The sequence below is a fragment of the Paenibacillus sp. EPM92 genome, from assembly GCF_016586185.1.
In the GTDB taxonomy this organism is placed as follows: Bacteria; Bacillota; Bacilli; order Paenibacillales; family NBRC-103111; genus Paenibacillus_G; species Paenibacillus_G validus.
In genome coordinates, this window is record NZ_BCPS01000101.1 from 16257 (window position 1) to 39236 (window position 22980).

A 22980-nucleotide genomic window follows, 5' to 3' on the forward strand; every position below is an offset into this window, starting at 1 on the left:
ATAGGCAAATAATGGCTGGCGGTCAAGCCTTTTCTGCCGGAAGCGAGAAGCAGATGATCGTACCTTGCCCCTTGGCTGTGTGCTCGATCCAAATACGCCCTCCGTGAACCTCGACGATCTCCCTGGCGATAGACAACCCGAGACCCTTGCCCCCCGTAACGGAGTTGCGCGACTTGTTGCTCGTATAGAACCGGTCGAACACATACGGCAGATCGTCTTCGCCAATTCCTTCTCCCGTATCGAGGACGCGAACCTTCATTTCTGCACCGTTATCGATCATATCGACTTGGATCATGCCGCCGGACGGCGTAAATTTAATTGCGTTCGCCACCAGATTGCCGAACACCTGATGCAAGCGCTCCACGTCGACATTTACAGTGGAAAATGTCCCCGCTTGCGCCGCCTCTCCGCGTATCGACAGCGTATAATGAATATCCGCGTTCCTCGCGTCCAGCTCATAGCGCTGGTACAGCCTCTCGATCAGACGTTCGGTCGTGAGCGGCTGCTTCTTGAATTCGACCTGCCTCGCCTCCAGCTGCGATAGCTGGAATAAATCTTCGATTAACCGGTCCATCCCGATCACTTTGCTGTGAATGATGCGCAAGTACCGTTCCCGCTGCTCCTCCGTATCGACCAGCCCGTCCAGGATCGCCTCCAGGTATCCTTGAATCGTCGTCAGCGGCGTGCCCAAATCGTGGGAAATGTTACTGATCAGATGACTGCGTGACGTCACCATCCGCGACAGCTCGCCATTCGTCAGAACCAACGCCTCGTAAGCCTGCTCTAAATCGCCGGTACGCTCCTTAATTTTCTCATAAAGCCCGCTGTTCATCTCCGTTAGCGCTGCGGACAGCTTCTCTTCGTTGACGTAAGCGCGTGAGAGCTTCATGGACAACAGCAACGACTGGGAGAAAATGAACACCAGCAGGCCAAACGCAGACATGCGTTCCGTCGTCTTCACCCACTCATGCGCGTACATCATATCGTTAATAATTGCAGCCGCCAGAATGAAGCAGGAGAACAGCAGGAGGCTGCCGCCTTCCCGGCGTCTTATGAACGCCAGCGTGACGGTTGACAGAATGTAGCAAATGCCGAGCACAACGAGCAATTGAAGCACCCACAACGCGCTTGTGAACAAGAACGGCGGCAGGGCGAGCAGCACGCCAGAATAAGCCAGCAGCGCGACGCAGAAGACCATGTTGACGGTCCGCGAGCTTTCCGAAGGATACAGGTTGGCGAAGAAGAGGATGAAGACCGGCAAGGACAGCGCCGCTGTCATATATTCGAGCACCAGCTCGAGCTCCCAGCTGAAGCCGGGGAACAGCTTGGTCATCACAATTTCGCCGAGCAGCATCATCCGCAGACTGAACAATAAACAGAAGATGCCGAAATATAGCGTGGACAGCTCTTTCGTCCGAACGGCGAACAGCCCCAGATGATACAGCCCCATGATGAGCAGGCTGCCGATCAGCAGCGTGTCGAAGCCGGCGGACAACTCCTTTTCCCGGCTCACCGACTGGAAGAGACCTAACTTGATGGGCTGGCGGATACCGCCTTTCTGGTGATCGTAGTTGGAGATTTGCACCACGATATCGAGCTCCGAGGCGAACCGGTCCGCAATCGTCAACTGCGGCACAAATTCCGGCCGGGACGTCTCTGCGTTCGTGCCGACTTGCCCGGCAGCCGCCGTCATGCGGCCGTTAATCCACAACCGGTAGGCTGTGTTGATCGTCGGTATGTCCAGCGCCAGCTCCTGCGCCTGCTCGGGTTCGGGCAGCAGGACGCGGAGGCGGTACGTGGCGTAACCTTCACCTTCGATCGGGCTGCCGCCCACAACCGTCCCGTTCCACGAACCGGGTACAGCGACATGAGTCAAGCTTGACCGCTCGCCGCCTGCTGAAGGACTTGAGTCGGTGCTTGAGCCGGCGTGTGAGTCAGCGCTTGAGCCGGCCCGTGAGTCGACGCTTGAATCCAGTCCTGCGCCGGGACTCGTACCCGGGCTTGTACCGGACTTCACGGCGAATTGATCCGGGTCGCGCAGCTCCTTCCAATAAAATTCCCACATCCCGTCTAAACGTACGGCTTGCCCGTCCTCCCAACGCCATTCACGAAGATCCAGCACGCCGTCCTTCGCAACCGGCGCCGAGCCGGAGAGGTTGAACAGAAGAGGGCTGAGCAAGCCCAGGCTAAGCATCAGCAGCGCGAATAGAACGAACGGCATGACACGCATATTCAAGTATCGGTTCACGGTTTTGCACCCTACTCCCGGGGATATTGAAATAGTTACGGATGCCGTCAAGGACGCCGGTCGCGAACTTCTTCCGCGCAGCCGGATCGGATACCCGCTCGTCCTTGCTCCGCCTTACACATGGCTCGGCTGCTTCACCGTGACTGTATCCCAGTCGGTACGGTAGAAACGAATGCATAACGCCAACGCGATCAGCGTTAAGAATATATAGAGCGACAGCCACGCTCCGGTACTTCCAAGCTCCAGCGTGAAGGTCAGCACATAGGCAAGCGGGATGAACACAAGCCAATTGAGCACGAGCGACGCCCGCAGCAGGAACGTCGTATCGCCGAGTCCACGCAGCGCCCCGGCATAATAGTTCAACACCCCGTCGAACAGCTGCAAATACGCGGAGATCATCAGGAGGCGACCCGCCAACTCATAGACGGCCGGGTCGGACGCATACAGCCGGGCGATCGGCACCGCGAAGAAAAACTCGACCGTCCCCAGCACGAGCAGGAACAAACTGCCGAGCACGGCGACATCCGTACCCAACCGTCGCGCCAAGCGCGGCTGGCCGCGGCCGATCTCTTGACCGACCAGGATCGTCGCCGTCGCCCCGAAAGCGAATGCCGGCATAAAGCCAAGCCCCATCACGTTCAGCGCGATCTCATTGGCCGCAAGCGCTTCGGTGCCCAGACGCGTAACGAACATGGTGAAGACGAACATCGCGAGCGACATCGCCATCTCCTGCATGCCGAGCTTTCCGCTTTCCACCAGCAGCAGCTTCGACTCGGCCCGCTCCAGCCGAATACGTCTGCGGGTCACAAACCTGCGATGCATCGGCACCAAGAACACATACGCGCTGCCGATCAGACTGAGCGCCTCTCCGATCAGAACGGCCAGCCCCGCTCCCCGAAGCCCAAGCTCCGGGAATCCCCAGTGCCCGTACGTCAACGTATAGGTAAAAAGGATCATCGAGCCGTTCGCCACAAGCGACATCACCATCGGTGTCCGCGTGTCGCCCACCCCGCGAAAAAATCCGTGCAGGACGAAGCTGACCGTAAAACACGCCACCGCAAACAACCTGAAACGCAAATAATCGGCGCCAGCCCCGACCAGCTCGGGCGAACCGCCCATCAAGCGGAGAATCGAGCCCGGCAGCAGCAGCCCGACGATAGCCGCCAGCAGAGCGACCGCCGAACCGACATATAAGGCCGTGTACGTGCGCCGTACCGCTTGATCCATTTGCCCGGCGCCGTAATTTTGCGCCACTAAATAATTGACCGAATGCCCGAAGCCCGAACATAGCGCCCAGGCGTTGTAGGCCACAATATTGGACACGCCGACCACCGCAATGACGAGCGCCCCCATGGGCCCCACCATTAATAAATTGATCGTACCGGTCACGGTACCCGACGCGAACGAAATAATGGAAGGGAGCGCCAGCCCCAGAATCACTTTCCAATGCTGCGTAAACTGCTGAAGCCAACTTTTCATATAGAAGTCCATTTCCTTTCCGTCTTCGCGTACATCTCCATTTTGCCTGAAAAACCGGAAAGGAACAAGGTCAAGTCTTACTGACGGATAAAAGACAGCGCAACGTCCAAGTCGCCGCTCTTGCCGTCTTGAAGCGCCAGATCGCTTTTTCCGTTGCCGTCGGCGTCGGCAATCCACAGCTTCGGCTCCGCGCCGGGCACTCCCCAAGGGCCGAACCCGGACAACAGCTTCCACCCTGCCTCATTCGTGCGCAAATACACCGTCCCCGTCATCGTCCGGCTATTCCAGCGGAACACATCCTCGAGCCCGTCCCCGTTATAATCGCCGAACCGCAGCTTCCCTTCCTCGTTCGGCAAGTCAAGACCGGCCCGGGCTGCCGTCCACTCGAGCTTTTGCGTATCCGGCTTAAACTCGATCCCTGCGGAAGCGCCGTCCTTAGCCGCGAACAACGTCCCGCCGCTCTCGCGTCTTGCCTGAAGCTCCGAACGCAGCTCGCTTCGCAGCTTGTAAGGCTTCAACGGCCTCATCTCGTCCTTATGGAGAAGCCAACCATACAGCTCCCGGCGTTCCTGAGTCAAACCGGCTACCAGCAGGTCGCCTCCGGCAAGCGGCAGCGTGTATAAGCTATCCCAAGCGCGTGCATCGATCGTCCAACTGCCGGACGGCTCGAACCGCCCGCCGCTGGCTGCATACCGCTCCAGCTTCCCGTTCGGATCGGCTTTCCAGACGCTGCACGGGCCCTTCTCGTCTCTGCCGCTGACCGCCGCCGCTGCCCCCTTCTTATAAGCCATACGTCCCCACTTCGCGGCCTGGCCCGGCTGCTCGTTCCGTACTCCCTGATACCTTCCCAACGTCACGGAGACGTCCCCATTGCGCTCATTCCAATCGATCCGGTCCACCTGCCCGTCGCCGTCCGCATCACCGAGCAGCAAGCGGGAGAGCGAACCATCAGCAGCCGTTACATGCTGAGCCGGGGTGAAAGGCACGTAATCTTGTATGGAATAAAAAGCATACCCTTTCGCCTTCAAGCCGGCTACGAGCTTCTGCAGCACGCTGACATTTTTATCGGGGTAGCGGTATACCGGAAGCCCGTCCCGATACAGTTGATCGCCCTCTTCGTCGGTTACCGGTATCAGCGACTTGAACTCCAGGAACGGATGATAGAAGAACGAGCCAATGTTGTCCGATTTGCCAAGACGGTCCAGGATCACCCGCTCATCCTTGTTAGAAGGGATGTAATCAAAAGGCGTCGGCACGTAGGCCGCCCCCAAAGTCGATCCTTCATTTCTTCCATTCATATAAATAGCCGCAGGCGCGTTACGATGCGCTTGAACCTCGGACTGATACTGCAAGCCGAAGTACGAGCGAAACACTTCATCCTGCGCCGCTGTCGTATGATAGTGGGGCGCCTCCCAAAACTGCGGTGTAATGCCGGCATTGCGAAAAATAGCCAGCCCCTCCCGCATCCGCTCCTCGGCAAAAGCTTTCGTCTGCGTCTCCGCCACATCCGCCACGTCGAACTCGTTGCCGATACCGGATTCATGGTGCCCGTCATCCCTGCGGCTTTGTCCGACTTGATGCGTATAGCCATGCATGCCGACGATGGCTCCCGACGAAAGCGCATCCTTGACGACCTTTTGGAATGCCGCTACATACGGATGATCTGCTTGATCCAGTCTCACATCGTAAGCGGGGCCGTCCTTCGGGTAGTCGATCCATCTGGGAATTAGGGCGATATGATAGGCCACGTGCTGTTCCTGCAAATACTCAAGCACGGCCCGCAGCTTCCCGAGCTGCTCTATGGACCCGTACTGTCCTCCCGGTCCGACGTCCTCCAGACGGATCAGAACAAAGGGCGGAATGCGCGCCTCCCCTTGCACACCCGCCATATGGTAAGCGGTAAATACAGAACCTAGTAACAATATGGATACAAATAAGCGTAACCATGGCATCGTACGGAAAGTAAACACTCGGATGATAACCCCTCTCTGACTGCACCCATGCACGTAGTCGACAAGTTGCTCATATATAAACCGCTTCCACTGTTAACAATTCCTCTTTGAAACTAGTAACGCCCCAAATCTATTTCATAGATTAGATTGGTATATAGAAGCAGCCCGCAGGCATTCACCTGCGGGCATGGAATTATTTGTAAACGACCGACTAAAATCTAAAGAACTAGTCGAATCTATTATAATATAACTTTCATTCGGATGTAATCCGTCAGGAGGATAAAAAGATGGAAAACAATCTCCAATCTATAACTCAAGAATTATTGGATATTCGCCATAAATACGCCGGTATCGACGAAGGCTTTGCCGAACTCGAGCAGATGCTCGCCGCGATGGAAGAACGGATGTCGTCGCTGGAAAACCGCGTCTCCTTCTTAAGCCTGCGAGACTAAACTTCATTACAAACTTCTACCTGAGCTTCATCACCGCCACGGCCTCATGGCATGCACCCGGATCCTCCGGTAATCGGCCATCCACTGCCCGCCCTCATAGAGGACGGGTTTTACCAATTGCACACAGCGATCGGCCGCTTCCTCTTTCTCTTTTTCCGTCAAGCCTTCAAAGAACACACCGGCAAAAGCTTTCAACCAATGCCGCATCCCCTGCTCCCCATCGCTTAAGCGTGTGGGCCGATCATACAATTCCGCATACCCTACTTGAAAGCCCTGATTCTCCAATATCGAAGCATATTCGCCAATCGTCGGAAAATACCATGGGTCCCGCTCACCGGCGTCGATGCCATATGTCTTTACCGTATCACGGACCGCACAGAAAATAGTTTCCACATTCCCGGCTCCGCCGAATTCAGCCACAAACCGCCCCCCAGGCCGCAGAGCCAACCATACCGACTCCGCTACCTGCTCCGGACGCTTCATCCAATGCAGCGCCGCATTCGAGAATACCGCATCATAGGGCTGCTCGCCATCCTTCAACCGAAACGCTTGGCCATCCGCTTGCTCAAACCGTACACCGGGGTATTTACTCCGTGCCTTATCGATCATCTCTTGTGAATAATCGATCCCTACGCAATGCGCCCCCATCTGCGCAATCTCATAGGCCAAATCCCCCGTCCCGCAGCCCAGGTCCAGAATCCGCTCCCCCGCCTGCGCCTTCAACAACGCAATCAAACCTTTCCCCAGCTCCGACACAAACCCGATTTGCTTGTCATAGTGCTCGGCATTCCATTGCTGCCCGGCCGCCGGCTTCCCCGTTTTCTTGGTCATGGCTTTCAGCCCCTTCCTTTTTCTATATTATGAGGGATGGCAGGCTTATTGGGGAAATATATAAAAGCGATAGTCATTATTGCAAAATCTTATTAATAAAATAAAAGCACCGTCCTCCCGCTAGAGAGAACGATGCGAAGTCAAGCTGATTAGATACCGTAAGACTGTTTAGCCAAAGACTTTGCCTGTTCATAGCTTGCCCGATATTCATCGGCCTTGGCGGTGCCATATTGGTACTCGCCCAATTTGGCTTCCATCGCAGAGATGATCGTATTAAAGCGGCTATCAAACTCGGCAAGCTTGGCTTCGGCTTGGGTTCTCAATTCCGCTTTCTTGGCAGCCTTCTCCTGCTCGTCTTCAATGTTACTGTACTGCGCAAGCAAGCCTAAGAAATACACCATCGCTTCCGATTGAAGGGCTTCGATCCGCGGTTTAAACTCATCGGCGATCGATTGTTCCGTCCTTGTCGTTGTAGCGCCGCCACCGCCTCCGCCGCCCATCACCGGTGCAGCTGGCGCCGCCGGCTTCGGAGCTTCTGCCGGCTTTGGCGTGGCCGGCTTATCCTGTTCAGCCTTCGGCTTGTCCGCCGCCGGAACCTCGGCCTTAATCGTATAGCTCACCGCATCCCACTCGATCTTCCTGCCAACGGACTCCGAGAAGAAGCGAAGCGGCACATAGAGGCTGTTATCTACGAACAAGCCCGTCAGCTCTTCGCCGATTTCTTTCGTTTGGCCGTCAAAGACGTATTGGACTTTCTCTTGGTATACTGAAATGCTTGACGGCTTCAACTGGGAAGCGTCAAAGGAATCCCGCAATTTCCCGCCGCGCACCTTCGTATTGAGATTATACTCATCGATCTGCACTTTATCCGCAGCTTTCGGCTCTTCTACTGTGACCTTATATGTATCCCCGTCCCACTGGACGGCTTTGTTCAGAGAGTAAGAGATAAAGCGCAGCGGCACATATGTACTTCCTTCATAAATAAAGCCCTGCTGATCCTCCGGCGGAGCATATTGCTCCCCATCGAAGACGAATTGCAGCGGAACGTAGTAAACATCAACGTTTTGCGGGGTTTGCGCGGCGGAAGCCGTGCTTACCGCGCTTGCGAATAACATCGCGGCTAAGGAAAATAGTTTAATTTTATTCTTCACTGTGGTCACCTTTCTGTTACCTAGACTTAGGGTTGTTTGGGCTGATCTTGTTTGGTTGTATCTTGCTTGTTTGTATCTTGTTTGTTTGAAAGATCTTGTTTCTTCGAATCCGCGTAGTTTTTGCCTTGGCTTAAACCATACTTAGCGGCAATACCGATGAGCTGGTTGTATTCATCCTCGGATAGCTTATTGAGGATGATTTTTTTGGCTTCTTTTTTTTCTTCCAATGATAGGCCATTTGATGCCATTTGGGCAAATAGTTTTAGTTCGCTAGGACTAAGCTTGGATAAAAGCATGGAGGTTACCTTGGCTTTTTCGGCTATGGTGATTTCATCCTTCACTTTTTCCGCTTTCTCTTCTGATATAGTGGCTGAGTATTGGGTTGTATTGCCGTTCGGCTTCTCCTGGCTTTCAGCAGAACTTCTAGCAGCATCTGATGTTGCTTTGTTAGATCCTTTATCTTCCGTGATAGGACTGACTTCTGTTTTTTCATTTTGCGCAGAAGTCGATAAGGCACCATGATTTTCAGTAGAATTAGAGCTCTGGGTTGAAACGGAATTAGATTCCGGTACGACCTGATTGTCGCTATTCGTAGACTTATCGAGGTTGGGCTGCTTTTGTACTGTAGAGTCAGCCGATAGTGTATGTAAGGAACTTCCTCCGCTTATGCTATTCATAATAATCGAGAACGATTTATTCGCAATAAAGAACGCCACTATAATAAGAACACCAAAACTAGCCAGAACGACCAAGAGTTTTTTCCTCATCCAATCACCCTATGTATAGTTAGTAGATCAGCTTTCCTCTATATAGTAACACGTATTGATGCTAGGTAATAGTATTGGAAGTGAGCATCCACTACTAACGTACTACTTGGAAACGGCTTTTCTTACAGCTTCTATTTCTTCCTTGGTGAATTTGGAATAAGCTATTCTTTTTAATTCAGCCTTTTTCTCAGCAGTTAACTCTCCACTAGCCAGTTGTTTGATGTGCTTGATTTCAGAAACCGAAAATTTACTCATGGCAAATTTAACCGCTTGTTGCTTGTTTTCAAAACTTAGAACTTCCCGGCTCTCGCTATCATTTTTTGCGTTCGAATTCTTAATTTCTTCTTGCTTTGTGGAATTCTGTTCTTGAGGAATATATTCTGTTTTGGATTCGGCAGCATCCAGCTTCAACTCGTTTGCCTTCTCACTAGCTGACTGTGTTGCAACTAACTGATCATTATTGTTAGTTAACCCCTCGACGTCAATGGAAATGTCTGAGTTCGTTAAATCGCCGGAAAGTTCTTGCAGCAGTTTATTAGCCGCCATGTCTACTAGATAATGATAACCTGCATAGCCACCAATGCTTAATAAGCTTATCGCAATTAACGATCCTATTAGCCACTTTTTCAATATGTATTCTCCTCTCAGTAAGCACATCGAAAGGTGATTTAATTCCAGGGATTAGGAATTTCAATAACTATTTTTTTAAAAATGAAACCGACTTTTCTCGATAAAGAACGCATTGATAACATATTGATACAAACCATAGGTATAGATACTTCTACACTATTTCCTCATTGTAGTGTTAATAAGTGAACAAAAATAAACAATTGGGCAAATATTTGATCTGATTATTTTACATATTTGTCATAGCACCTATAACAGACGTTTTAAAAACACCTGTTGTTTTTTTAGCCGCTATATAATTTGTACCTAAAAAACTTGAAAAACTTGAAAAGACAATAGCTAACAAAAGGAACGGACCATATTTCCATGCCTCATAAAAGTTTTCCGCTGCTAATATGCTAATGATAAATTTCAAATGTACCAGTATTAGAGAAGTTGACACTAGCATAACTATAGAAAACATATTGAAAATATTTGAAAAGAATGCTGACTTCTCTTTCGATTCTGCTTCTTCGATCACTGACATTTGCCAAGCTTGGATAAATATAGAATTTCTATATTCAAAATACTCGGTATCTTATTTGAAATAGCATAAAGTCCAAGCAAATACAATAAGTTGTTTATTGTTATTGGAGGGAAAGTTTATCAGGATTTCAATCTTAAAAAGATTAACATTCGATTATTGAAAGAGATGTTACAATGTAGTATTCCTTTAATACCTAATGCACTAATGTGGTGGATTATGGGCTTACCAGATAGATACATTGTTACGTATTATTTAGGATTGATCAAACCAATAATACCAATCACTTACATAATATGGCTTCATGCCCAACAGGTATTTGTAAGTAAAAACAAGCTAAAGACGTAACAAAAGTTGTAGATGTATCTCCATGAACTAATACTACGCCTGACTTAACTTCTTCAAGCACAGCTTTCATTTTTTCTAATATATTTATTGTTGCATCAAACAGTGTCTGTTTTTCTTTCATTATTGATAAATTATAATCTGGAACAACATTGAATGCGACCAAGACTTGGGTTAACATTTCTTTATGCTGACCTGTTACACAAACAACCGTTTCTAACTTATCTCGTGTTTTTTAGCTCTTTTACTAAGGGACACATTTTAATAGCTTCACAAATATGACAGCCCAGCGGATTATTTTTATTAATCCCTACTAAACAAATCTCTAGTATATACCTTATCTTCAACCTCATGTAAATCGTCTGACATCCGATTTGCAACAATTACATCACTTATATTCTTAAATTCTTCAAAATCATTAATAACTCTAGAATTAAAGAATGTTTCTTCATGAAGAGCTGGCTCATAGACAACTACTTCTATACCTTTTGCTTTAATACGTTTCATTACACCCTGTATGGCGGATTGTCTAAAGTTATCTGAATCCATTTTCATTGTAAGCCTGTAAATACCAACAATTCTAGGATTCTTCTTAATAATCATTTCAGCAACATGATCTTTTCTTGTTCTATTTGCATCAACAATAGCTGTCATTATATTATTGGGAACATCCTCATAATTAGCTAATAGCTGCTTTGTATCTTTAGGTAGGCAATAACCACCATAACCAAAGGAAGGATTATTATAATGATTACCAATTCGCGGATCCAGACCCACACCATCAATAATTTGCTTACTGTCTAATCCTCTTACCTCTGCATAAGAGTCGAGCTCATTAAAAAATGCGACTCTCATCGCAAGGTATGTGTTGGCAAATAGTTTAATAGCTTCTGCTTCTGTTGAATTGGTAAATAATACAGGAATATCTCCCTTAATCGCTCCTTCAGCTAACAAGTTAGCAAACACCTGAGCTCTATCAGACTGTTCACCAACAATAATACGCGAAGGATACAAGTTATCGTACAAAGCCTTTCCTTCACGTAAAAATTCAGGTGAGAAAATAATATTTTCGGTTTCGAATTTTTCTTTTATTTTTTCTGTATAACCAACTGGAACTGTAGATTTAATAACCATTATTGCATCTGGATTAATAGATAGTACATTAGCAATAACCGCTTCAACAGTTCTAGTATTAAAGTAATTTTTCTCTGGATCATAATTTGTTGGCGTAGAAATGATTACATAATCTGCATCCTTATAAGCTTTATAATTATCTGTAGTAGCAGTTAGATTTAATTCTTTAGTAGCTAAATATTCTTCAATCTCATTATCAATAATCGGAGACCTTTTATTATTAATCATATCTACCTTTTCTTGAATAATATCTAATGCAATTACTTCGTTTTGTTGAGCCAGTAATATAGCATTTGATAAGCCTACATAACCTGTTCCAGCGATTGTAATTTTCATATGAACATTACCTCTTCCAAATTTCAATAGCTCCTCGCCACACTTAATGATGTAAATACTCTATATATTAATGCTGTATTGCTTCTCAAAATAGTTCTGATAATCGCCACTAATAATTTGCTCCCACCATTCTTTGTTATCTAAATACCATTGGATAGTTTGAGCAATTCCTGTCTCAAAATTATACGTAGGTTTCCAACCTAATTTTTCTAACTTGGTAGGATCAATTGCATAACGCTTATCATGTCCTAGACGATCCTTGACGAATTCAATTAACTCCTCTGACTTCCCAAGTGTCTTAATAATCGTCTTAACAACTTCTAAATTTGTTCGTTCATTATGACCACCAACATTGTATACTTCTCCATTTACACCTTCATGCATAACTAAATCAATCGCAGCACAATGGTCAATTACATGTAACCAATCACGTATGTTTTTCCCATCACCATAAACTGGTACCTTTTGGTCGTTTAAGACACGAGAAATTGTTAATGGAATTAATTTTTCTGGGAAGTGATATGGTCCATAATTATTAGAACAACGAGTAATATTTATAGGTAATCCATATGTTTCGTGATATGCCCTAACTAATAAATCAGATGATGCCTTGCTTGCACTATATGGGCTATTCGGTTGTAAAGGTGTTTCTTCTGTAAAAAATGTATTTGGATCAAAATCTAATTCACCATAAACTTCATCTGTCGATACATGTACAAATTTCGTTACTTCAACAGCTCTTGACGCATCTAACAAAACTTGTGTTCCAAGTACATTTGTTTGAACGAAGATTCCGGGGTCAGTAATTGAACGATCAACATGGCTTTCTGCAGCAAAATGGACAACATAATCAAACTTCTCTTTTTCAAACAGTGCCAATATTGTTTCACGGTCAGCAATATCTACTTTTACAAAAAAATAATTGTCTTTCGTTTCTATTAACTTATGCTTTGTTAAGTCGCCAGCGTAAGTTAGTAAATCCATATTATATATATCATATTGAGGATACTTGTCCACCATATATTGAACAAAATTACCACCAATAAAACCCGCTCCACCAGTTACCAGAATCTTCTTTCTAGACACTTATTTCACCTCTTGTGTTAATTCATTTAGATAATGTTCTAGTGCATCTTGCCATTTCGGTAATGGGACAAAACCATTATCAATTAGTTTTTGCTTTGACATTCGTGAATTTTTTGGACGAACGGCACGAGTTGGATATTCTTCAGTTGAAATAGAATTAACTTTTGCACCAACATTAGCTTGTCTAAATATTTCTTGAGCAAACTCCGCCCAACTACAAGAACCTTCGTTCGAAGCATGGTAGATACCATACTTTTCCGTTTGTATCATATCTATCAATAATCGTGCTAAATCAAATGTGTAAGTTGGTGATCCATACTGATCGCCAACAACATTTAGTTCGCTTCTAGTTTCTGCAAGTCGTAACATTGTTTTAATAAAGTTATTTCCATTTACACCAAAAACCCAAGAAATACGAACTATAAACCAGTCTTCTAATATCTGCTTAACTACTTTTTCACCTTCATATTTTGTAAGGCCATAATAGCCTATTGGATTTGGAACATCTACTTCCACAAAAGGTTCATTTCCTTGACCATTGAATACATAGTCTGTACTAATATACATAAACTTTGCGTTAATTTCTCTTGCTGTATGAACAAGATGCTTGGTGCCTTCTACATTTACATTCCAACATGAAGTCTTATCATCTTCAGCTTTATCAACAGCAGTATATGCTGCACAATGAATAATTGCATCAGGGTTTAATAGTTTGATATATTGATTTACTGCATTCTCATTTGTTATATCTAAGTCATTTAAACCCACACCTACCATATCTAAACCGCATTTAACTCCATGGTTAACTACATCAAATCCTAGTTGTCCCGTGTAACCTGTTACTAAAATCTTCATAACTTTTACACCCCATAACTGAAATTATTTTCAACATCCTTTAGTAATGGTGCCTTCTCATCTTTTTCTGAAAGTATAGGCATTATATCAATAGGCCATTCTATATTAATCTCAGGGTCGTTCCAAATAATTCCTTGATCACATTCTGGAGCATAAAATTCGTCTACTTTATATTGCACTTCTACATCATTGGTTAACGTAATGAAACCATGAGCAAAACCTTTTGGTATTAACAACTGCTTCTTATTTTCAGAAGTTAACTCAACCCCAAACCATTTTCCATAATTCGGGCTACCTTTCCTAATATCTACAGCAACATCATATATTGCCCCTTTTGTACAACGCACAAGCTTTGTTTGTGCTTTAGGATTTAATTGATAATGTAACCCTCTTAATGTTCCCTTTTCAGCAGAAAATGAATGATTATCTTGAACAAAATTCAAGTTAATACCTACTTCTTTTAATTTACTATCACTATAAGTTTCCATAAACCATCCTCGATGGTCTCCATAGACAGTTGGCTCCAGCATAAATACTCCTGTCAATTTGGTTTCTATAAATCTCATGCTAAAACCTCCTCGCGCTGTATTGCTTCATGCTGCTGATTAGCTAATCTCAATAAATATTTTCCATACTCATTTTTCTTTAACGGTTCTGCTAATTCTAATAATTGTGTTTTGGTTATATAGGCTTTTCTATATGCAATTTCTTCTAAACAAGCGACCTTTAAACTTTGTCGCTTTTCAACTGTTTCAATATAAGTTGAAGCCTCTAGTAACGATTCATGAGTTCCAGTATCCAGCCAAGCAAAGCCACGCCCCAGTAACTCCACATGTAAATCACCCAACTCCAAATATGCTTTATTAACATCCGTAATTTCAAGTTCTCCTCGATCTGATGGCTTAATGTTTTTAGCTATCTCTACAACTCTATTATCATAAAAATAAAGTCCTGTAACTGCATATGTTGACTTTGGATATTCTGGTTTTTCTTCAATTGAAATCGCTTTTCCATATTTATCAAATTCCACTACTCCAAAGCGTTCGGGATCTTTAACATTATATCCAAAAACTGTTGCCCCCTGTTCTCTTAAAGCAGCATTCTCTAGTAGTTTTGTAAAACCATGTCCAAAAAAAATGTTATCCCCAAGAATTAAAGCTACACTATCGTCTCCAATAAATTCCTCGCCAATTAAAAAAGCCTGGGCTAATCCATCAGGCGATTCTTGTACTGCGTAGCTAAGATTAATTCCAATATTATTACCATTCCCTAATAGCTGTTCAAACCTTGGTGTATCTTGCGGTGTTGAAATAATAAGAATATCTTTTATACCTGCCAACATTAGTACTGATAATGGGTAGTAAATCATTGGCTTATCATAAATTGGTAAAAGTTGTTTTGATATAGTTTTAGTTAATGGGTATAATCTTGTACCACTACCACCTGCTAAAATTATTCCTTTCATGAACTAGCACTCCTTTTCATTGTTTAAATTATAATTTTATAAAGAGTCCATCCTTAATTCCTTTCAATGCAGATATTATTTTCTTTGCCGCATTTTCTTCTTTCAATATCAATATAAAATTTTTCAATAGATTTCTATAATATTTATAGTTTTTCCATATTTTAATTTTATATTTTCGGGCAAAATAAACTCTATTTCTATAATAATAATATTTCCTTATTGGATTATGATTATAAATAACCTCCTCCCTATTAAAAAACTTAATTTTCTTAGCTTTACCAACTTGATGCAAAATGTAGACTGTATTTATTCTAAGGATAGTTGAATTGTTCCTTCTAACTCTCTCACAATACTCAAAATCCACCCAATCAATGAACATCTTTTCATCAAATTTACCAACTTCATTACAAATTCTTAAATTAATGTAGCTTCCTGATGAAATACAGTTATCTATAAATTCATATGACTTTAATCCCATTTTTTCATAGTTATTAAAGCTAGTGATGTTTGTATCTATCAAGTATGGGCAAATAATAGCGGTATTTTCACCATTTTGTGTATATTTATTAAAAGCATCTATTATATTAGATGGAACCGTTGTGTCCTGGTCTAGTGTAAGTAACCATTTGAAACCTTTTTCCCATGCATAATCAACAGCCTGATTGAAGGCTTTAGCTATACCTTCATTTCTTTCGTTCTTAATTAACCTGCAATGATTATAATCATTTGTAACTTCCATGATCTCTTTATAATTTGATGATGCATTATCGATAATTACTAAGCAATTTACTTGAGGTGCAATTGCTTCAATATTTTTGGTTAATAGCTTAAGGTCCGGATTATAAGTTATTATAGTGGCGATACTTTTCATTTTCGTTTCTCCTTAATCTTTTTAAGGTTAAAAATATTTAAGGTATTAGACATACCTACAATTTCATCTTTTTTTAATAGCAGTAACCCATCAACTTAAAATGTAGGTGCCTATATATCAAAAGCCCCTAAAAATACAATTTAGAATTATAACTTAATTCATTAATAGTAAGTATAGTGTTGCCGCTGAAAGATAATGCCCAATTGCTGACGTGGTTGCCTGTCCGAGAGTTGCTGAATATTATGACCGTATCACAGAAAAGGAAAAGGATGCTCCCATGGATGTGGGCCTGCGGCAACAGACTCACGGGATGCATCCCCAACTCAACATGGTCATTGTATCAAAGTATGAGCTGGATGAGAAGTCATCCGGCGTTTTTTGTTCGGTGTGCAGAAGCGGTTCCTTCCCCCTGTTGCGGGGAAGAGCTTAAAATCATTGGGAGCCGGAAGCGTACCCTTATCAGTGAGGGAGGAGAGATCTGCGTCCTCGTTGTACGCCGGTTGCGTTGTGTACAGTGCCGGAAAATCCATCACGAGCTTCCGGATTGTGTTGTGCCATATAAACGCTATGAATCCGCATGTATCGAGCAAGTCGTTTCAGAGCCAAAGGTTTCATCGTCGGTAGCTGCAGACGACGCTACCCTGCGGCGCTGGAAGAATTGGTTTCAGGGAATATGTACGTATTTGCTTGGGTGCCTAACCTCAATCGCGATTCGCTTTCATCAGGACCCTGTGGAGAACCTGTCCGTGCCTTCGCAGTCTGCACATCATCGAATCGGACACTACGTTGGAGACGCTTTCGGCTGGCTAGCAAGAATTGTCCGCCCCGTCGTCAATTCAAATTTGTGGGTACATACCCGTTCTGCATTCTTGTCCACCTAGCTTTTGCGGTAGACTCATCTCGAAGTCTACTGGGGTGAGGTGCAGAATAGATGAAAGATCAGAAGAAAGCTGAGGCCATCGCTGCAGAGCGTGTGCAGCTTTTGTCTCCACTGTTGGCAGAAGGGCTCGACCCGGCCAAAGCCAGGGCAATCAAGCAGAGGATCTGCGAGCAGACCGGGATGTCCGAGCGGACGCTTCGCCGGTACTTGGCCAAGTATCATGAAGAAGGCTTCGGTGGACTAAAGCCCAAAGGCAAAGGGCGTCAGCCGTCAGAAGCGACAATCCCACCGGAAGTACTGGAGCAAGCCATTCTGCTTCGGCGTGAGGTGCCCGGCCGAAGTGTTGCGCAGCTCATTCAAATTCTCGAATGGGAAGGTCGCATCCAGCCCGGCGAGATCAAGCGCAGTACCCTTCAGGAGAGTTTAGCGCAGCGCGGTTACAGTACGCGCCATATGCACATGTACGCCGAGTCCGGAGTGGCTGCTCGCTCTATGAATCGTTCATTCTTGAGGAGACGCTCGGCCGTCTCGAGTATGCCGCCCACCGGCAGTGGTTCGCCGTAGTGACCGGTGACTGCGGCACGGGCAAAACGACGACGATTCGCCGGTTCACCGAAGTGCTCGATCCAGCCAAGTACAAGGTGCTCTACTTGTCAGATTCGAAGCTGACCCCGCGGCATTTCTACAAGGGGCTGCTCGAACAGCTCGGCTGCGAATCAAAATTCTACCGTGGCGATGCCAAACTCCAGTTGCATCGTGAGATCGAGCTTATGCGCGGTATTCACCGGCTCTTGCCTGTTGTCGTTGTCGACGAGGCCCATCTGCTCGATCGCGAGATGCTGGAGGAAGTACGCTTTCTGCTCAATTTCAAGATGGATGCGCAGAGTCCCATGGCGCTGATCCTGGTAGGTCAGAGTGAGCTCTGGGATCGCCTGAACCTACAGGCTTATGCGGCTATCCGGCAGCGGATCGACCTGCAGTGTAAATTGCCGCATTACGACAGGTCTCAGACCGGCGATTATATTCGCCGTCACATGACGTACGCCGGCGCTGATCACGACATCTTCACCGAAGGAGCGATTGATGACATCTTCCGTTTCTCGAGCGGAGCCGCCAGACTGATCAACAAAGTATGTACACACGCTCTCATCTATGGATCACAAAACAAACATCGCATCATCGACGATCATATGGTCAAGCGAGTCATCCAGGGAGAATTATCGTAATTCTCCCATTCCCCTAGTCTCGTGCGGACAACTTCTCCGTCACCAGCAGGACAACTTACGCCGTCAACTGGCGGACATTATGCGTTGGCAGTAACAGTATAGATAATTATAAACAAGAATTCCTTAAGGTTTATTGCTTTTTATATAAACATAGTTATTACCTGAATTCATTCTTTGATTTACCATATCCGCGCTATCAATCTTCTTTTTAATATCAGACTTATTATGTTGTTTAAATTTAGTTGAAAGGTTAATTAACTCTATAATAATCCACATATAATACCAATAACTATGGAGATACCAGTAATCAAACCAAGACATTATTAATGTGAAACTAAAGAGCGAGAAGGTTAAATAATGAATAATTTTCTTTGAAAAAATCGCTCTATAAAAAAGAAGATAACTTATAGTGACCCAAATAACATGTGTTATAAAACTGATATAATAACCATTGTATAAAATAAGTGTTCCTATATAAGTATTGGTGTTAGTTTCTGCAATACCCGTGTATTTAAAATTCCCTATAAATGTCCTTACACTGGGCACAGAATCAATTCTTGCTAAATCAAGGATTTTCGCAAACATGTTATTAAAAGGAGCAAATGTTGGATTAGGAACACCATAATTTTTAAATATAAAATTATTGCTAAGATTAATGTTAAAAGATTGAGTCCCAGAGATTAAGTAGATAACGAATTTTTCTAGTTTTGATAAATAAAAATCTATACTTAATATGTTTTCGTTACTTCCTAAACTGTCTTCTATCATATAAACCCCAATAAATATTATTAGACATGAAATAATTATCAAGATTGTATTTTTTAACTTAAATCTATTTTGACTAATTACGTACCGAAAAACAAATCCTGCTATCAATGGTAACATTACTATTCCCTTTACTAGCCCTAAAACTAATGGAATATAAGCAATAATTACCACAAGAAATTTAAATTTTTCTTGTTTAGTAATTGTTCCTATGAAGTATGTTATTACAATCATACAAATAATTCTTAAGTAGAAATTAATTCCACCTGCATATTGATTTTGGAATGTGCTATATGTTATAGCTTGAAGATTAGGAACCCCTTTCGCAAGGTAGATGAAATTTAGAATTAGATAGATACCAGCCGTAATACCTAAAAACATAAAAATTTTATCTAAATATTCAATACTACTTATAGATTTATTTAGATATAATTTGTGATTAACCCCTCTATAATTAGTAATATATTTTTGTATAACACTATAGAATACGAGACCTATCACTCCAAAAGAAGTAATATATATCCCATACCAAAATATAATCTCTAATCCTACTTGAGGAATTTTATAAAAAGTAGAAAATAAAATTAATATTCCTAATACAGTTAGAAGAGGTATACTAAATAGATTAAGAGGTGTAAACCAAGTTTTATACATCCTTTTTTCTAAAAAACAAAAACTAATACAAAAAATAGTCACAACTAAATAACATAAAATCACTAGCTTTATACCTCCCTTCAAAATTAATCTTCTTAATTTTATTATACTTTTAATAAGTTAAAGACATCTTTTATTACTGCCCTATACCCTGTTGCAAATTGATTATAGTGACCCTTTTTTACATGCCCCATAATATTTATTATTGATTTAAGTTTACTCCTAGTAACAATGCCACACTTATCCTCCCAAAATTTTACGCATTGCTTTATATTGTTAATTTCTGTTGTTGTAACATCTATTGAATTATTAGATATATATTCAATTACACTTTCATATCTTTTAAACTTATTATAGTTATCATGAGTTATCTTATCTGGTTGACCTAAATATTTCCTTACTTTTGTGAGGATTCCTTCATTTTTGGCCCCTATGACATTATGCAAGTGTTGTCTATAAAGTATTAATTTTTCAGGATATGCATATAGTTTTTTTTCTAAGAGGGCTGTTATTGCTATCCATCCATCATGAATCCATTCTTCTGGCATAGGAAGTATTTTTTCAACAAACGACTTCCTAAAAGCCATCGTTGCTCCTGTAGCAATATTTCTATTTAAAAAAATACTAAAAAGATCCTCACCGTTTTTCTTAGATCGTTCAGGATTAAACTTGATTGTATCCCAGAGTGTGTCTTTAAATTTTGTAAGCTGGTTATTAACTAAATATGCGTTTGTAAAAATAACATCAACTTCCTTATTGTTTTCAAAGATTTTTATAATCCTCTCTACTTTATTTTCTAGCCAAATATCATCTTGGTCACAAATAAAGACTATATCTCCATTACAAGCTTTAATAGTTGTCTCGAAATTTTTAGTAACACCTAAATTTTTTGGATTAATCCTTATTTTAAAATCAGTATTATAATCCAAAAAAAATTTTTTATAACCCTAATAGTATTGTCAGTTGAACCATCATCCGTAATTACTATTTCGTCTACTTTATATGTCTGATTTAGAATACTTTGGAGTTGGTCTTTTATATATTTCTCTCCATTAAAAGTACATAGTGCAACAGAAATTTTCAAAATTTATCTCTCCCAAAATAATAAACATTATCAGCGATAAAATATAATTTTCATCTTATTTAATTTGATAAATGTAATTAATTATGTTGAACCTTTTTTAATAATAATCCACTATCAAATTTATTTTTGTATTCTACATAATAAACCATTAATAGCACTAATAACAATTCACTTATAAACAGTGCTGTTGCAGCACCTATTATTCCTAAATAACTTACAAAAATAAAAGATGTAACAACTAAACTTACTCCTGAAAAAACAATAATATTTCTAAATTGTCGCTCCATACGGCTATTAACCATATATTGTGTTCCATAAATATTATTTATGAATACAAAAGTTGGTAATAAGCATAGTATTCTAATTACAGTTGATATCTCAATGTTATTGTCACCAACTAATATTTTGACAATTAAATCTGAACTAATAAAAAGTAAAAACTAACAAATAGGAAAAACAACGTCCCTACTTTTAATATTTTCCTTAGTTTTATTACTGCCTTTTCCCTTGATTCATTTATCAATTTTGAGATGTTAGGAAAAATGGCAGAGCCTATAGGATTTACTAAACTAACAACTATTCTAACCACTTTTTCTCCTGATGAGTAAATACCTACTGCTTGAGGTGTGGCTAATAAGCCTAGTAAAGTGACGTTTATATTTTGAAATAGCACTGTGGACAATTGAGAAACAAATAGGTTCCAACCTTCAACAAGGTCTTTAGCAAGATCTTTAAATTTCACAGGAACAAACTTATATTGATATTTATTAAATAATATTATAATAGAGATAACCCCGGCAATAAGACCACCTAATGTATGAACAAATGCTGCTCTTACTATATGCTCTGGTTCAGTTACTATAAAAAACATAACTATTACTGAAATAGTTCTTCCAATAATATTTAGTAGAGTTATTTTTCCCATTTCTTCTACACCTTGAAAAAACCATTTTGGAAAAATCACTTCATTAACAACTAATAGCATTGATGTTAGGAACACCAAGCTGTTATCTTTAAATTGTCCTATACTATTCACCAGAAGTATCATTATTACATAGGATAAAATCAATAATATTGTTTTTATAATAAAAACCGAACTTATTATTTCGTTTCTCTTTTGTATATTTTCCCTGTGGAATGAAATTTCTCTTGGAGCTGACAAGTGAAATCCATAATTAGTTATCATAACAAAATAAGTGGCCATGGTTTGCGAAAATACTAAAATACCATAGTTACCTATTCCTAAAGTCCGAATTAAATAAGGCATAATTATTAATGGAAAAAGAAATTGAGATAATTGCAGTATCATTAAGCTACTAGCATTTGCTACTATTACTTTTTCTCTTTTTAAAGACGAGATCAACGTTGCCAACTTTCGGTTCATTTTAGAAGCTCCTCTTTCTGTTGTTCTAAATATTATAATTTCTCATAATATTTAATTACAGAATCTCTAATAAAACTTTTTTCATCTATTTTTCCCATGGAGATTGACCCATCCTCTTTGTGAAGTACTTCAACCCCTTTAGTAATAAAAGAATCCATATTTTTAGTTTTTAATAGATGTGCTAGGTGAGCTTCTTCAGCAAACAAAAACATTTCTTCATCATATGGTAATCCAATTACATTTAATACATCACTCGAAAAAATTACAAAACTTCCATGTAGTGCAAATACCTTTTTATCTATTCTGTTATTTCTCCTATATATCTTTAGGAAAATCTCTCTTACTACCTTATTTATTGCTATACCGGAATATACAATAAATTTTGATCGATTCTTATATCCAAAATATATTAACCACTCGCTTATTGGATTATTTAAATACCAATAAGGATTTTGATCTTTGTTCGATAATGTTTTAATTATTGGCCCTATGACCTTTCCTTTTAATCTCGAAATTGCATTCTCATCAAATCTTTTGATTAATATATCAGGATTAGACACAATCAAATACTCATACTTAAAATGTTTGTTAGCGTATTCTATACCTCTATTATTTCCATAACCATAACCTTTATTTTCCACATTTAGTATTCTACAATTGTTTTTATTAGCTATATTAAAACAGATATTGCTACTATCTTCATCGTAGTAACTATTTACAATTATTATTTCTGTATCTAATTTATGACTACGAATATTGTTAATAAACTCTTCTAAGTCATCCATATTTCGATATACTAATACTACAAAAACATATTTTGTAATTTTCACTTTAAGCATAACTCTCCTCAAACAGAATTACTAAA

At 41.9% G+C, this 22980-nt stretch carries 24 protein-coding genes and 1 pseudogene; 4 read left to right on the forward strand and 21 right to left on the reverse strand.

Annotation, left to right across the window (positions count from 1 at the left end):
• Nucleotides 1-22: 22 nt before the first annotated feature.
• The 3 genes from JMF85_RS25150 to JMF85_RS25160 all read right to left on the reverse strand — a co-directional run bounded on the left by JMF85_RS25150 (nucleotide 23) and on the right by JMF85_RS25160 (nucleotide 5697).
• The gene (locus tag JMF85_RS25150; protein ID WP_236595992.1) at nucleotides 23-2248 is read right to left on the reverse strand and encodes a sensor histidine kinase; all 2226 of its coding nucleotides are present in this window, start codon (nucleotides 2246-2248) and stop codon (nucleotides 23-25) included.
• Between the two features lie 114 nt (nucleotides 2249-2362).
• Nucleotides 2363-3727, reverse strand: coding sequence for an MATE family efflux transporter (locus tag JMF85_RS25155; protein ID WP_201319160.1), 1365 nt, complete (start codon nucleotides 3725-3727; stop codon nucleotides 2363-2365).
• Between the two features lie 77 nt (nucleotides 3728-3804).
• The gene (locus tag JMF85_RS25160) at nucleotides 3805-5697 is read right to left on the reverse strand and encodes a DUF2334 domain-containing protein (RefSeq protein ID WP_127610398.1); all 1893 of its coding nucleotides are present in this window, start codon (nucleotides 5695-5697) and stop codon (nucleotides 3805-3807) included.
• Nucleotides 5698-5966: 269 nt separating this feature from the next.
• Between JMF85_RS25160 and JMF85_RS25165 the strand changes: the two genes are divergently transcribed.
• Nucleotides 5967-6131: a hypothetical protein gene (locus JMF85_RS25165; RefSeq protein WP_155614492.1), complete on the forward strand. Its 165-nt coding sequence runs from the start codon at nucleotides 5967-5969 to the stop codon at nucleotides 6129-6131.
• A gap of 30 nt (nucleotides 6132-6161) precedes the next feature.
• Here JMF85_RS25165 and JMF85_RS25170 read toward each other — a convergent pair whose 3' ends face one another.
• The 12 genes from JMF85_RS25170 to JMF85_RS25225 all read right to left on the reverse strand — a co-directional run bounded on the left by JMF85_RS25170 (nucleotide 6162) and on the right by JMF85_RS25225 (nucleotide 16122).
• Nucleotides 6162-6962: a class I SAM-dependent methyltransferase gene (locus JMF85_RS25170; RefSeq protein WP_054797555.1), complete on the reverse strand. Its 801-nt coding sequence runs from the start codon at nucleotides 6960-6962 to the stop codon at nucleotides 6162-6164.
• Between the two features lie 149 nt (nucleotides 6963-7111).
• A complete protein-coding gene (locus JMF85_RS25175) occupies nucleotides 7112-8113 on the reverse strand; it encodes a copper amine oxidase N-terminal domain-containing protein (RefSeq protein ID WP_236595993.1) in 1002 nt (333 codons plus the stop codon).
• Nucleotides 8114-8139: 26 nt separating this feature from the next.
• Nucleotides 8140-8880 carry a hypothetical protein gene (locus tag JMF85_RS25180; protein WP_201319162.1) on the reverse strand — a complete coding sequence of 247 codons (741 nt, stop codon included), beginning with the start codon at nucleotides 8878-8880 and terminating at the stop codon, nucleotides 8140-8142.
• 102 nt (nucleotides 8881-8982) lie between these two features.
• Nucleotides 8983-9510 (reverse strand): hypothetical protein, encoded by a 528-nt coding sequence (locus JMF85_RS25185; protein WP_201319163.1) that lies wholly within the window; start codon nucleotides 9508-9510, stop codon nucleotides 8983-8985.
• A gap of 226 nt (nucleotides 9511-9736) precedes the next feature.
• Nucleotides 9737-10027, reverse strand: a complete 291-nt coding sequence (locus tag JMF85_RS25190; RefSeq protein ID WP_201319164.1) for a polysaccharide biosynthesis protein — start codon at nucleotides 10025-10027, stop codon at nucleotides 9737-9739.
• A gap of 286 nt (nucleotides 10028-10313) precedes the next feature.
• Nucleotides 10314-10556, reverse strand: coding sequence for a UDP-N-acetylglucosamine 2-epimerase (locus tag JMF85_RS25195; RefSeq protein ID WP_308645040.1), 243 nt, complete (start codon nucleotides 10554-10556; stop codon nucleotides 10314-10316).
• Nucleotides 10557-10678: 122 nt separating this feature from the next.
• Nucleotides 10679-11845, reverse strand: coding sequence for a nucleotide sugar dehydrogenase (locus JMF85_RS25200; protein ID WP_201319165.1), 1167 nt, complete (start codon nucleotides 11843-11845; stop codon nucleotides 10679-10681).
• A 60-nt stretch (nucleotides 11846-11905) separates the two neighbouring features.
• On the reverse strand, nucleotides 11906-12931 hold the full coding sequence (gene rfbB, locus JMF85_RS25205) for a dTDP-glucose 4,6-dehydratase (protein WP_201319166.1): 1026 nt from the start codon (nucleotides 12929-12931) through the stop codon (nucleotides 11906-11908).
• The gene (gene rfbD / locus JMF85_RS25210; RefSeq protein WP_201319167.1) at nucleotides 12932-13786 is read right to left on the reverse strand and encodes a dTDP-4-dehydrorhamnose reductase; all 855 of its coding nucleotides are present in this window, start codon (nucleotides 13784-13786) and stop codon (nucleotides 12932-12934) included. It abuts the gene before it with no gap.
• Nucleotides 13787-13791: 5 nt separating this feature from the next.
• The gene (gene rfbC / locus JMF85_RS25215; RefSeq protein ID WP_201319168.1) at nucleotides 13792-14352 is read right to left on the reverse strand and encodes a dTDP-4-dehydrorhamnose 3,5-epimerase; all 561 of its coding nucleotides are present in this window, start codon (nucleotides 14350-14352) and stop codon (nucleotides 13792-13794) included.
• Nucleotides 14349-15251, reverse strand: coding sequence for a glucose-1-phosphate thymidylyltransferase RfbA (rfbA, locus tag JMF85_RS25220; protein ID WP_201319169.1), 903 nt, complete (start codon nucleotides 15249-15251; stop codon nucleotides 14349-14351). Before rfbA ends, rfbC begins: the two co-directional genes overlap by 4 nt.
• 28 nt (nucleotides 15252-15279) lie before the next feature.
• Entirely contained in the window at nucleotides 15280-16122 is an 843-nt protein-coding gene (locus tag JMF85_RS25225; RefSeq protein ID WP_201319170.1) for a glycosyltransferase, read from the reverse strand.
• A gap of 356 nt (nucleotides 16123-16478) precedes the next feature.
• On the opposite strand from JMF85_RS25225, the gene JMF85_RS28250 reads away from it, so the two are divergent.
• The 3 genes and pseudogenes from JMF85_RS28250 (at nucleotide 16479) to JMF85_RS25235 (ending at nucleotide 18228) form a co-directional block, all read left to right on the forward strand.
• Entirely contained in the window at nucleotides 16479-17003 is a 525-nt protein-coding gene (locus JMF85_RS28250; protein ID WP_236595996.1) for a DUF6431 domain-containing protein, read from the forward strand.
• A 50-nt stretch (nucleotides 17004-17053) separates the two neighbouring features.
• Nucleotides 17054-17503, forward strand: a pseudogene (locus tag JMF85_RS25230) (helix-turn-helix domain-containing protein); the annotation flags it as partial.
• Nucleotides 17504-17565: 62 nt separating this feature from the next.
• Nucleotides 17566-18228 (forward strand): ExeA family protein, encoded by a 663-nt coding sequence (locus JMF85_RS25235; protein ID WP_236595995.1) that lies wholly within the window; start codon nucleotides 17566-17568, stop codon nucleotides 18226-18228.
• Nucleotides 18229-18351: 123 nt separating this feature from the next.
• Here JMF85_RS25235 and JMF85_RS25240 read toward each other — a convergent pair whose 3' ends face one another.
• The 6 genes from JMF85_RS25240 to JMF85_RS25265 form a co-directional block, all read right to left on the reverse strand.
• On the reverse strand, nucleotides 18352-19710 hold the full coding sequence (locus JMF85_RS25240) for a DUF6337 family protein (RefSeq protein WP_201319171.1): 1359 nt from the start codon (nucleotides 19708-19710) through the stop codon (nucleotides 18352-18354).
• Nucleotides 19711-19751: 41 nt separating this feature from the next.
• Complete coding sequence (locus JMF85_RS25245) at nucleotides 19752-20576, reverse strand: glycosyltransferase (RefSeq protein ID WP_201319172.1); 825 nt, start codon at nucleotides 20574-20576, stop codon at nucleotides 19752-19754.
• Nucleotides 20549-20731, reverse strand: a complete 183-nt coding sequence (locus tag JMF85_RS28720; RefSeq protein ID WP_201319173.1) for a glycosyltransferase — start codon at nucleotides 20729-20731, stop codon at nucleotides 20549-20551. Before JMF85_RS28720 ends, JMF85_RS25245 begins: the two co-directional genes overlap by 28 nt.
• A 77-nt stretch (nucleotides 20732-20808) precedes the next feature.
• Nucleotides 20809-21033, reverse strand: coding sequence for a hypothetical protein (locus JMF85_RS25255; RefSeq protein ID WP_201319174.1), 225 nt, complete (start codon nucleotides 21031-21033; stop codon nucleotides 20809-20811).
• A 110-nt stretch (nucleotides 21034-21143) separates the two neighbouring features.
• Nucleotides 21144-22115 carry an oligosaccharide flippase family protein gene (locus JMF85_RS25260; protein WP_201319175.1) on the reverse strand — a complete coding sequence of 324 codons (972 nt, stop codon included), beginning with the start codon at nucleotides 22113-22115 and terminating at the stop codon, nucleotides 21144-21146.
• Nucleotides 22116-22147: 32 nt separating this feature from the next.
• Nucleotides 22148-22945, reverse strand: a complete 798-nt coding sequence (locus JMF85_RS25265; protein ID WP_201319176.1) for a glycosyltransferase family 2 protein — start codon at nucleotides 22943-22945, stop codon at nucleotides 22148-22150.
• Nucleotides 22946-22980 lie beyond the last annotated feature (35 nt).

Coding starts and splice junctions, on each gene's coding strand:
- JMF85_RS25260 (WP_201319175.1), bottom strand. CDS start 22,115: ATGAACCGAAAGTTGGCAACGTTGATCTCGTCTTTAAAAAGAGAAAAA.
- rfbC (WP_201319168.1), bottom strand. CDS start 14,352: ATGAGATTTATAGAAACCAAATTGACAGGAGTATTTATGCTGGAGCCA.
- rfbA (WP_201319169.1), bottom strand. CDS start 15,251: ATGAAAGGAATAATTTTAGCAGGTGGTAGTGGTACAAGATTATACCCA.
- JMF85_RS25165 (WP_155614492.1), top strand. CDS start 5,967: ATGGAAAACAATCTCCAATCTATAACTCAAGAATTATTGGATATTCGC.
- JMF85_RS25200 (WP_201319165.1), bottom strand. CDS start 11,845: ATGAAAATTACAATCGCTGGAACAGGTTATGTAGGCTTATCAAATGCT.
- JMF85_RS25195 (WP_308645040.1), bottom strand. CDS start 10,556: ATGTTAACCCAAGTCTTGGTCGCATTCAATGTTGTTCCAGATTATAAT.
- JMF85_RS25170 (WP_054797555.1), bottom strand. CDS start 6,962: ATGACCAAGAAAACGGGGAAGCCGGCGGCCGGGCAGCAATGGAATGCC.
- JMF85_RS25225 (WP_201319170.1), bottom strand. CDS start 16,122: ATGAAAAGTATCGCCACTATAATAACTTATAATCCGGACCTTAAGCTA.
- JMF85_RS28250 (WP_236595996.1), top strand. CDS start 16,479: ATGAGAAGTCATCCGGCGTTTTTTGTTCGGTGTGCAGAAGCGGTTCCT.
- JMF85_RS25155 (WP_201319160.1), bottom strand. CDS start 3,727: ATGAAAAGTTGGCTTCAGCAGTTTACGCAGCATTGGAAAGTGATTCTG.
- JMF85_RS25180 (WP_201319162.1), bottom strand. CDS start 8,880: ATGAGGAAAAAACTCTTGGTCGTTCTGGCTAGTTTTGGTGTTCTTATT.
- JMF85_RS25255 (WP_201319174.1), bottom strand. CDS start 21,033: ATGGTTAATAGCCGTATGGAGCGACAATTTAGAAATATTATTGTTTTT.
- rfbD (WP_201319167.1), bottom strand. CDS start 13,786: ATGAAGATTTTAGTAACAGGTTACACGGGACAACTAGGATTTGATGTA.